Here is a 10,522-nt window from a genome sequence, read left to right as displayed (position 1 = left end):
ATTTTCGAGACCCCCACTTAAATTTAAAGCGATACAAGAAAAGCACCCCAACCAATTTAAAGGCTAGGGTGTACCCCAACATAATTTAATATATCTAAAAAAACCAAGGGGATCTTAAATCTCCTTGGTTTCTTTGGTTAGTTTTGGTATTTCATATAGCTATTTGTATGCAGAAGTTTATTCGCATTTTGAATACGCTCTGCCGTTGGGGGGTCAATGTTTTCTAAAGGATAGGGGATCCCAAGTTCTTTCCATTTATATGCCCCTAGAGTATGATACGGCAGTACTTCCAGACGTTCTACATTATTAAGACTTGAGATAAAGGCATCTAATTCTATGAGATACCGATCTTCATCCGTTCGACCAGGAACCAGAACATGACGAATCCAAACAGGCTTATGGATCTCATCTAGATATCTAGCCAGCTCCAATATATTCTGATTGGTCCATCCTGTCAGTTGCTGATGAGCCTGATCATCGATATGTTTGATATCCAGTAAAACTAAATCTGTAACTTCCATAAGTCGATCAAATTTTTCTAGAAACTCTTTCGTTTTAGAAAAGGGTTGGCCCGATGTATCTAAGGTGGTATGAACCCCTTCGCTTTTAGCGAGTGTAAACAATTCAATCAAGAAATCGATTTGTAATAATGGTTCTCCGCCCGAAACAGTGATTCCGCCCTTTTGTTTCCAGTATGGGCGATAGCGCAATGCCTTTTTTAAAACATCACTAGCTTCTTGGGTTGGCTCTAAGAGCTTCCAAGTATCTGCATTATGGCAGAACTGACAGCGCATTTTACATCCTTGTAAAAAGATCACATAACGAACCCCTGGCCCGTCGACCGAGCCAAAGGTTTCAATTGAATGAATACTTCCTTTCATAGATCTTATAGATGATCATGACAGGTTCTGGCAATGACATCCAGCTGTTGTTCATGCGTCAAGTCAATAAATTTCACTGCATAACCGCTGACACGAATCGTAAAGTTTTGGTACTCTTCTTTTTCCGGATGTTCCATCGCATCTTTCAGCTTTTCAACACCAAATACATTGACATTTAGATGATGCGCACCCTGATCAAAGTAACCATCCATTACGTGGACCAGATTTTCTGCTCTTTCCTCATCACTGTGCCCTAAAGCTCCTGGATTGATCGTTTGCGTGTTCGAAATGCCATCCAATGCATATTCATATGGTAATTTTGCAACCGAATTTAAGGATGCCAACAAGCCGTTCTTCTCAGCTCCATAAGATGGGTTTGCTCCTGGAGACAAAGGTTCTCCTGCTTTTCTTCCATCTGGTAAAGCTCCCGTGGCTTTCCCATATACTACGTTACTCGTAATCGTTAAAATCGATGTGGTTGGCTCACTGTTGCGATATGTATGATGTTTACGAATTTTATTCATAAATGTCTTCAACAACCATACTGCGATTTCATCGGCCCTTTCGTCATCGTTTCCATATCGTGGGAAATCTCCTTCGATCTTATAATCAATCGCAATGCCGTCTTCATCACGAATTGGCGACACTTTTGCATATTTGATTGCCGACAAGCTGTCAACCACATGAGAGAACCCGGCAATACCTGTCGCAAAAGTTCGACGAACATCGGTATCGATCAATGCCATCAAAGCAGATTCATAATAATACTTGTCATGCATATACTGGATCAGATTTAATGTATTGACATATAATCCACTTAACCAATCCATCATCAAATCATATTTATGCATTACTTCATCATAATCCAAAACATCGCTCGTGATTGGCTTATATTCTGGACCCACCTGCATCTTCGTTCTTTCGTCGATGCCGCCATTAATAGCATACAGCAAGCATTTTGCTAAATTGGCACGTGCACCAAAGAACTGCATTTCTTTTCCTGTTTGTGTTGCACTGACGCAGCAGCAAACCGAATAGTCATCTCCCCATTCCGGACGCATCTCATCATCGTTCTCGTATTGTAAAGAAGAAGTGGCAACACTGACTTTTGCTGCATATTTTTTAAATGGCTCTGGCAGACGACTCGAATACAACACAGTCAAGTTCGGTTCTGGACTTGGTCCCATATTTTCTAATGTATGCAAAAAGCGGAAACAAGTTTTCGTAACCATATGGCGACCGTCCATTCCTAATCCTGCAACATCCAAAGTTGCCCATACTGGGTCTCCAGAGAAAAGTTGATTATAAGATGGAATACGCGCAAATTTCACCATACGGAATTTCATGACCATATGATCCACTAATTCTTGTGCCTGCTCTTCGGTTAAAACTCCTGCTTGGATATCACGTTCCATATAGATATCCAGGAAAGTTGAAATACGACCAACCGACATGGCAGCACCATTCTGTGTCTTGATTGCCGCTAAATATCCGAAGTAAACCCATTGAACTGCTTCTTTCGCATTTTTTGCAGGTTGTGAAATATCATAACCATACACGGCAGCCATTTCTTTCATCTCTTTCAAAGCTTTGATTTGATCGGCAATTTCTTCTCTTAAACGAATCACATCATCTGTCATCGTTCCGTCGCCACAAAGTGCCATATCCTTTTGTTTTTCTTCAATTAAGAAATCGATACCGTATAAGGCAACACGACGATAATCTCCTACGATACGGCCACGGCCATAGGTATCCGGTAGTCCTGTGATGATTTTGTTTTTACGAGCCAGTCGCATTTCTGGCGTGTAGGCACTGAACACCGCATCATTATGTGTTTTATGATATTTTGTAAACACTTCTGTGATTTTTTTGCTTGGTGTATAGCCGTATGTTTCACAAGCCTCCATACTCATACGGATACCGCCATATGGCATAAAAGCACGTTTCAAAGGTTTATCTGTCTGTAATCCGACGATCTGTTCCAGATCCTTTAAGTTTTCATCGATGTAACCTGGACCATAAGATGTCAAAGTTGAAATAACTTCTGTCTCCATATCTAAAACGCCGCCTTTAGCGCGTTCTTCTTTCTGAAGTTTCTGCAATGCATCCCATAGTTTTTCAGTAGCCTGAGTTGGCCCCGCCAAGAATGACTCATCCCCATCATAAGGATCATAATTGTGCTGAATAAAATCTCTGACATTGACTTCGTCTTGCCATTTAGAACCTTTAAAGCCCTTCCATTGTTCAAACATTCTTTTTTTCCTCCTTGTGATTTCGTAAGAAAAGCCGGCCTCCGGGCTCTTCTTTCTGCCCAGACGGTCGGCTATACACTCTTATACTTCATGTGGTCTGTTCCACTAGTTCCGTCAGTCGTATAAGTACGATTTCATGATACCCAAGAAGACGAAAAGTGTCAACGAATACGCTTCCATAAAATCAGCTTTTTTTTCCAAGTTTTAAAATCTCTTCTTGATAGAAGCGAGATCGTCTTTTAATGAACAAATTTAACGTGTTTAAACCATATTTTTCTACTAATGTTTTCTTGTCTCCAAACAGGTCACGCCCCAATCCCAAACCGCCTTTAGGCAATGAGAATCCCAAAGCCGAAAGAATCGAAGGAAAAAGATCTAAAGTTGAAAACTCTCGATTTTTACTCTTCTTTGCGTTTTTCTGCGGATGGATAAATACATTCCAGATCCTGCGGTCAAAATTCTTTTGATAAGTTGAATGTATATATTGGGCAGCCATGCTTGTGTGATCTCCTTGAATCACGATTACAGTGTCTTTATAAAAAGGTTGTTTTTTCAACCATTCCATAAAATCATTCAATAGTTGATCCGTATGATAAATTGAATTTGAGATTCCTTTTGTATAAGGAAGATCCCAGTCTTTCTGCTGATATCCGTATGGATGATGTGTATCCACTGTCAACATTTCAAAATTAAATGGTTGTTGCTTTTGCGCTAACTCTAAGATTTTCTTTTTCGCAAAAGCAAACAGTTTCTCATCTTCATATCCCCAAAACTCATGATAATCTTGATCTAGCCACCCTTCTTGTTTCACTCTATTTAAATCATAGATCTGATAATCTCCATGTTGATCATAATAAAACTTACGACCCCCAAATACAGCTTGAGAACCAATCATCAAAGTATTGGAGTATCCATTTTTCTCTAAAATATCGCCCAATCCAACTAGCCCTTTCATGAATGGCTTTTTATCTGTACAAAATGGATGGGTGATCGGAAAATTCAAAGGCACACCGGCGCTCGAAGCCACCATACCTCCCGTAGTCCATCCTGTGCCTGTCACCACAAGACCGCCTCCAATCTTGTCGTGTTGAGAGAAAGAGAGATTTTCTTTGGTCAAAGAAGTTAAATAAGGAAGAAGATCTTCTTGGGAATCTCCTCCATCTTCCTTCTTCGCATATGTGGTTTCCATAGATTCCAAATAAATATGGATTAAATTCTTTTTCTCTTTAGGTATTCCTATAGACTCTTGATCTGGATGAATATATTCTTTTTCATAAAGATCGCTGGTTTGAAACTGATGAAGGATATAAGTAAACAGTCCTACTTTCCCTGCAGAATAAATCAAACAAAGAAAAAACCAAATCCAAGATAATTCATTTAATAGATCTAAAAAATAAAGAGGAATATAGATTAGGAGCGAAAGAATCAAGCCATATAGAAAACACAGGCGCAGCCAATCCACTAAAAATCGTTTATTTGTTCCTTCCAACGGGACTTTGATATGAAAAACCAGTTGTTCAAATGAAGAAAGTCCAAAATAGGAAAATGCCCATGCAACCGTTCTAGCCAATACCGATCCCAACAATACTATCAAAAAGTTCAACAACTCATCCAACCTTCCTTTTTATCGAACTATTCAATCTTCAAGCAAGCCAAGTTTGTAAAGGGCTTGCCATATTCCTTCCTGATTATTTGAAGCTGTTACATGTTTTGCCCGCTCTTTAACATACGCTTTGGCTTGTCCCATCGCAAAACTATTTTCTACCACATCAAATAAGCTAACATCATTTTCGCCATCGCCGAATGCCAGGACTTCATCCTTTGTCCATCCTTCCCGCTCCATGATCTTCTCTAGGGTTTCTCCTTTTGAAACTCCTTTAGGCAAGATTTCCAATTGACGTGGTGCTGTACGGAATACATTAAAATCTAAAAACTTCTCTGCCAACACTTGATACAAAAACTGGATTTCTTGTTCTTCCTGCATAAGTTGAATTTTATTGATAGGTGGCGAAATCTCAGATACATGTGTTATGTAATGAATGTTCGGATAACCATCTCTCATATCTGCCAACCAACCCCAAGGTCCTCCAGTCCAAGGAAAATCTTCCGGCAGGTTTTCCTTAATCCGTATAGTCTTTTTAATCTGACGTATTTCATCTGGAAAATAATCGTAGACTCCGTCATCAAAACAAGCCATACTTTCGCAATTTCTATGGATAAGGTCTGAAAATACCATTTGAACTTCTTCCATGGTCATTCGGCGCAAGATCGTTCTCTCCATCTTTGATAAATCATATACAGCGACCCCATCAACTTCTAATAACCATCCACGATGCATATCCATCGTCAGTTCCGTGGCATACGGCATCAACCGCGTATAACTCCGTCCACTGGCTAGTATCAACTGTATCCCTTTTTTCTGTAATTGAATCAATGCACTTTTTGTTTTTGGCATAATTTTATTCGATGGATCCAACAAAGTTCCATCCATGTCCATTACGATAGCTTTGATCATTTTGTCCCCTTCTTTTCATTACACACATCATTAAAAACCGACAAATCTAAAAAGACAATACTTTTATCGAAAAAATTCATTATTTCCTATTGCACATAAACAAAGTGTATGCTAATATAATTGAGCAGTTGCCTGAATAGCTCAGTCGGTAGAGCATCCGGCTGTTAACCGGCAGGTCACAAGTTCGAGTCTTGTTTCAGGCGCCATTGCAAGTAAACACTTTCTTGAAATGCTTTAAATAAAGGCAAATTGAGAAAGTGTTTTTATTTTTATGCAAATTCGCCACATTTTCACCACAGAACCATTTGTTTCTGAATGTTATTAGTAGTGATAATAATCTACATTTTAAATCGACACAATCATATTTATATAGAAGTAACAATATTGTGGTAGACTTTAAAAGTAGACTTTAAAATAAACTTAAGGTATACTTTAAATGAAATGAGGTGAACGTTATGAATCTCGGTATCGAGAATGAATATCAAGAATTTAAAGAAGGGTTAGGCCAGCTTGATAAAGGCTTGAAATCAATTGTAGCCATGCTTAATAAGCATGGTCAAGGCACTGTATATTATGGTGTAAAAGATGATGGAAATGTATGTGGAATTTCTATAGGCAAAAACACTTTAATGGATATACGAAATAGAATAAGAGATAAGATTGAACCTCGAATTTATGCAGATATTCAAGAATTGATAGACGAAACTAATAGAAAATATATTAAAGTTTTTGCTAGAGGATATGATATACCATATTCATTTGATGGAAGATATTATATCCGTAATGTTTCAGCAGACGAACATGCATCAAATGAGATTTTGAGAAGAATGCTTTCTACTTCAGATTCTGATATTTTGCGTCAAAAGTCATCTCCTAATCAAAACCCTACTTTTAATTCACTTTTCGCCATATTAGCAGGCAACGGAATCCATCCAAGTGCTACAAGAGAATTTTACTCAAATTACGGTTTGATAAACAGAAATGGTAAATTCAACATGAATGCCTACTTATTATCCGATAGGAATTCTATTTCTTTAAAAGTTATTACCTTTGAAGGAACTGATAAGAGCGTAATGTCTAAAAGAACTGAATATGGAGGAAAATGTCTGCTTATTTCTATCTCGGAAGTTATGCAATTTTTTGAAACTATAAATATAATGAAAGTGAATCTAAATAATACAATAAGAGAAGAACTTCCTTTATTTGATTTTCCTAGTTTTCGAGAAGCTTGGATTAATGCCTGCTTACACAATGATTGGAAAAACGAAGTAGCACCTTCCATTTACTTATTTGATGATCGTATCGAAATAGTTTCATATGGTGGTCTTCCCTTTTCTTTATCAAAAGAGGGATTTTATCAAGGGACTAGCGTTCCAGTCAATAAAAGCTTGTTAACAATTTTCATGGCAGCCAAATATGCCGAACAAAGCGGCCATGGAATTCCAACTATAGTTGAAAAATATGGCAAAGAAGTATTTTCTTTTGATGATGGGATGTTGAAGGTAACAATTCCATTGGCTTTTGATAGACCCGATGTTGCAACTAGAAAAAATATAGTTTTATATAAAAATGGATTAACTGAAAATCAGAAAAAAGTATATGACGCTTTAAGCCATGATGGTAATTTATCGCTCCAGAACGTTGCGGATAAAGTAGGAATTAGTCTTGGAGCAACAAAAAAGATTTGTGCTAAACTTCAAAATCTCGGAATTCTGGAAAGAGTAGGATCTCGAAAAAAAGGTCAATGGATAACAAAGTAGACTTTAAAAGTGAACTTTAAGTATACTTTAAATATACTTTACGAAAGCCGAATCCATTAAAATTTTTCACCACAAACTCACCACATTTTTAGTCAGATTCGTATCAATTTGTATCGATTTATAAGCACAATGAAATTCAAAAAGTCCTTTTAAATAGCTGTTATCGGCGTATATCAATCTGTTTTAATATTTATCGTTCGTTGTGTTTCAGGCGCCATTGCAAATAAACACTTTCTTGAAATGCTTTAAATAAAGGCAAATTAAGAAAGTGTTTTATTTTTGTCAAAATATTATTAGCCATGTACTCTAATTTTCTAAATAGAAAAATTATAAAAATACTAATCGAAATGTCTATAAAATCAGCCAGGAACTCTGCAATAGAGCTGCCTGGCTTTTGGTGTATCTGTAAAACTGATTTATTCTCAGTTTAGTTCGGCTAACAACTTTTCTGAAATGATATTTCCTCCTCGAACCTCTTGATCATAATCATCAACAAAACACTTTGTGATTGTACCATCATTGTTATGAACCAAGTTTGTTATTTCTTCAATAGTTATGCCGGTTATCTGGATTTCTTGAGTTTTTCCATCAGATCCCACTTGCTCTCGATATCCATGTTCATCATATTCACACACCCCTAAACCTTCTTGCATTTCAATTTCTTTCCCTTTTTCTCCATTTTCATCCAAGAACGAGTTAACTATATTATAAGTCGTCATTAAATTATTTTCTTCTAATGTAGCCTCATCGGGCATCTTCTCAAGGTCCTCTAATTTTATTTCGGTACCGGCAGTCAACTGCAATGTTTCTTCTGGTGACATTGTTTCTGTCGGTAATGCAATCGTTTCTTCTTTTTCTACTGTTTCCGTTTTTTTAGTTGTTTCTTCTTCATTTGCAGAACTGGAGCATCCTACCAGTCCCATCCCCATTGTCGAAGCCAAAATCAATGAGAATAACCTTTTCATTTTCTTCATTTTTTCTTTCTCCTTTAATTTGTTTAACTAAATTTTACCCCCCCCAGCAGAATTTTTGCAACCATGAGTTGTTTTAACTTTTACATATAAAAATATTAGCTGCAAATGTTAATTGATGACGAGCCCAATTAAATTAATTTACAGATCATTGGGCTGTTTTACCAATTATTTCTGTTAGTGATAATAGTACCAAATCTTACCTGTATACAAGACAAAAAAGTTAGATGTAGAATAGTATTGAATCGCAACCAATCGCAAGATGATTATCCATTTATTTTCATTAGAATAAGGAGTGATGGTATGGAGAAAAGATTAATGCATAAACGACTATCAGAAATCGTCGAGAGATTAGAAAAAGATGGATATGTCAATGCCAAAGAATTAGCGCAATGCCATCAGGTAAGTATGGAAACAATCCGAAAAGACTTGCATATTCTGGAACAAATGGGAATCGCACAAAAAGAATACGGAGGAGCCAGTTTATCTATATTAAGCCTCGAAAAAAGATATGATTTTCGCAAGCAGAATATAGAAAAGAAAACTGAAATAGCGAAAAGAGCCGTTGAAGAATGCCGCCAAGTAAATACGATTTTCTTGGATGCCGGTTCAACTTGCCTTCAATGTGTCGATTATTTAAACCGTCTGGAAGACAAAAATATTATCACAAATTCTTTGTTAGCATTTGAAAGCTTAAAAGAAACCAACAATGTATTCTTGACTGGCGGCAAAAAACGAGACAAAAATCAAGCTCTTGTCGGGAATTGGGCCGAAAAGTTCATACAATCCGTGCATGCAGATATTTGTTTATTAGGCAGTGCCGGAATCATGGATAGTACTGGTCCAACAACACATTCATATCAAGAACTAAGTTTGAAACAAACAATGATTCTACAAAGTGATATAGTCTATGTTCTAGTTGACAGTACTAAGTTTGCACAAAACGGTTTGCACACGATTACCGATTGGGAATGCATTGACGGCATTATAACAGATCATCTGCTTTCTCGACAAAGATATGATGCATTAAAAGATCGAGTCAATATCATCAGCAGCAAGGAGGATTGAAATGAAAAAGATTGTTAAGATTTCTCCGCACATCGAACCAAGAATGTGGGGAAAAGGAAAACGACTCAGAGAAGAGTTTCATTATGAAACAGATATCGAACAACTGGGTGAGGTTTACAATGTTGTTGCCTTGCCAGGCCATGCGGATTGTAAAATTCCGGAAATGAACTGTACATTGTCCGAATTGTATGTTGATCATCCGAATTGGTTTGAGTGCGAAACAGACCAATTACCAATACGAGTCAATATATTGGACCCAGATGAAGACTTGTCTATACAAATCCATCCCGACGATTCTTTCGCCAAAGAATATAACGGCGGCAGAGGGAAACCAGAAGCCTGGGTCATTTTAGATGCGCCCGAAGATGGATATATCGAATTCGGTCATCATGCGAAAAGTAAAGAAGAATTTATTGAATGGACCAAAAACAAAAAATGGGATAAATTACTTCGATATTTACCTACACCAATTAATGGTTTTATCGATATTCCTACTGGTACTTTACATGCGATCGGAAAAAAAGTGCTGACCTATAATATCTCCAGAAACGCGGACCTTACCTTACGTTTATATGATTATGATCGAATTGATCCCTCCACTGGAAAAAAGCGAGATATCCAACCTCAATTTGTATATGAAAATGTCAATTTACCAGACAAAATGATTGAATTCGAGATGTATCCTGCAGCCCATGAATTTGGGTGTGATGTGACTCGCTATTGGGATGAACCCGGACTCTATACTTTGATTCGTATCCATGTGAAAAAACAAGGAAAGTTTCTTCATGAAAGATTCGCCTTTTACACATGCGTCGATGGCGAAGGTACCATCAATGGAATCTCCATTCGTAAGGGAGAAACAGTTTTAGTGCCTTCGCATATGGGATGGATGCATTTCAACGGAAATATGGATTTATTCTTAGCATCCTATCGAAATGAGAAGGAGAATTAGAAATGAAGTTACAAATTGCAGTTGATTTGGCCGATACAAAAAAATTTTAGAAATTGCAGATCAGATTCACGATGTAATTGACATTTATGAAGTTGGGATTCCTATTATCATGAAAGAAGGAAT

General features: G+C 37.2%; 8 protein-coding genes, 1 tRNA gene and 1 riboswitch. Of the genes, 4 read left to right on the top strand and 5 right to left on the bottom strand.

What is annotated here, in order from left to right; translation table 11 throughout:
• Nucleotides 1-137: 137 nt before the first annotated feature.
• The 4 genes from pflA to HNQ43_RS08230 form a co-directional block, all read right to left on the bottom strand.
• A complete protein-coding gene (pflA, locus tag HNQ43_RS08245) occupies nucleotides 138-881 on the bottom strand; it encodes a pyruvate formate-lyase-activating protein (RefSeq protein WP_183376677.1) in 744 nt (247 codons plus the stop codon).
• A 5-nt stretch (nucleotides 882-886) separates the two neighbouring features.
• Complete coding sequence (gene pflB / locus HNQ43_RS08240; RefSeq protein WP_183376675.1) at nucleotides 887-3,133, bottom strand: formate C-acetyltransferase; 2,247 nt, start codon at nucleotides 3,131-3,133, stop codon at nucleotides 887-889.
• Between the two features lie 50 nt (nucleotides 3,134-3,183).
• Nucleotides 3,184-3,265, bottom strand: a riboswitch (ZMP/ZTP riboswitch).
• A 52-nt stretch (nucleotides 3,266-3,317) separates the two neighbouring features.
• Nucleotides 3,318-4,748: an LTA synthase family protein gene (locus HNQ43_RS08235; protein WP_183376673.1), complete on the bottom strand. Its 1,431-nt coding sequence runs from the start codon at nucleotides 4,746-4,748 to the stop codon at nucleotides 3,318-3,320.
• A gap of 21 nt (nucleotides 4,749-4,769) precedes the next feature.
• Complete coding sequence (locus HNQ43_RS08230; protein WP_183376671.1) at nucleotides 4,770-5,648, bottom strand: Cof-type HAD-IIB family hydrolase; 879 nt, start codon at nucleotides 5,646-5,648, stop codon at nucleotides 4,770-4,772.
• 130 nt (nucleotides 5,649-5,778) lie between these two features.
• Here HNQ43_RS08230 and HNQ43_RS08225 point away from each other — a divergent pair.
• A tRNA-Asn gene (locus HNQ43_RS08225) sits at nucleotides 5,779-5,854 on the top strand.
• A 249-nt stretch (nucleotides 5,855-6,103) separates the two neighbouring features.
• Nucleotides 6,104-7,408, top strand: coding sequence for an RNA-binding domain-containing protein (locus tag HNQ43_RS08220; RefSeq protein ID WP_183376669.1), 1,305 nt, complete (start codon nucleotides 6,104-6,106; stop codon nucleotides 7,406-7,408).
• Nucleotides 7,409-7,830: 422 nt separating this feature from the next.
• Here HNQ43_RS08220 and HNQ43_RS08215 read toward each other — a convergent pair whose 3' ends face one another.
• Nucleotides 7,831-8,382: a hypothetical protein gene (locus HNQ43_RS08215; RefSeq protein ID WP_183376667.1), complete on the bottom strand. Its 552-nt coding sequence runs from the start codon at nucleotides 8,380-8,382 to the stop codon at nucleotides 7,831-7,833.
• A 300-nt stretch (nucleotides 8,383-8,682) separates the two neighbouring features.
• On the opposite strand from HNQ43_RS08215, the gene HNQ43_RS08210 reads away from it, so the two are divergent.
• On the top strand, nucleotides 8,683-9,447 hold the full coding sequence (locus HNQ43_RS08210; RefSeq protein ID WP_244957061.1) for a DeoR/GlpR family DNA-binding transcription regulator: 765 nt from the start codon (nucleotides 8,683-8,685) through the stop codon (nucleotides 9,445-9,447).
• Nucleotide 9,448: 1 nt separating this feature from the next.
• Nucleotides 9,449-10,399, top strand: a complete 951-nt coding sequence (locus HNQ43_RS08205) for a type I phosphomannose isomerase catalytic subunit (RefSeq protein ID WP_183376665.1) — start codon at nucleotides 9,449-9,451, stop codon at nucleotides 10,397-10,399.
• Nucleotides 10,400-10,522 lie beyond the last annotated feature (123 nt).

This window comes from Faecalicoccus acidiformans, assembly GCF_014202635.1.
In the GTDB taxonomy this organism is placed as follows: Bacteria; Bacillota_I; Bacilli_A; order Erysipelotrichales; family Erysipelotrichaceae; genus Faecalicoccus; species Faecalicoccus acidiformans.
Note: the sequence above shows the minus strand (reverse complement) of the source record. Positions and strands in the feature narration are given on the sequence as shown.

Bases quoted from the DNA above. Each gene is read 5' to 3' on its own strand.
- HNQ43_RS08215 (WP_183376667.1), bottom strand. From the start codon at position 8,382: ATGAAGAAAATGAAAAGGTTATTCTCATTGATTTTGGCTTCGACAATG.
- pflA (WP_183376677.1), bottom strand. From the start codon at position 881: ATGAAAGGAAGTATTCATTCAATTGAAACCTTTGGCTCGGTCGACGGG.
- HNQ43_RS08230 (WP_183376671.1), bottom strand. From the start codon at position 5,648: ATGATCAAAGCTATCGTAATGGACATGGATGGAACTTTGTTGGATCCA.
- HNQ43_RS08210 (WP_244957061.1), top strand. From the start codon at position 8,683: ATGGAGAAAAGATTAATGCATAAACGACTATCAGAAATCGTCGAGAGA.
- pflB (WP_183376675.1), bottom strand. From the start codon at position 3,133: ATGTTTGAACAATGGAAGGGCTTTAAAGGTTCTAAATGGCAAGACGAA.
- HNQ43_RS08205 (WP_183376665.1), top strand. From the start codon at position 9,449: ATGAAAAAGATTGTTAAGATTTCTCCGCACATCGAACCAAGAATGTGG.
- HNQ43_RS08220 (WP_183376669.1), top strand. From the start codon at position 6,104: ATGAATCTCGGTATCGAGAATGAATATCAAGAATTTAAAGAAGGGTTA.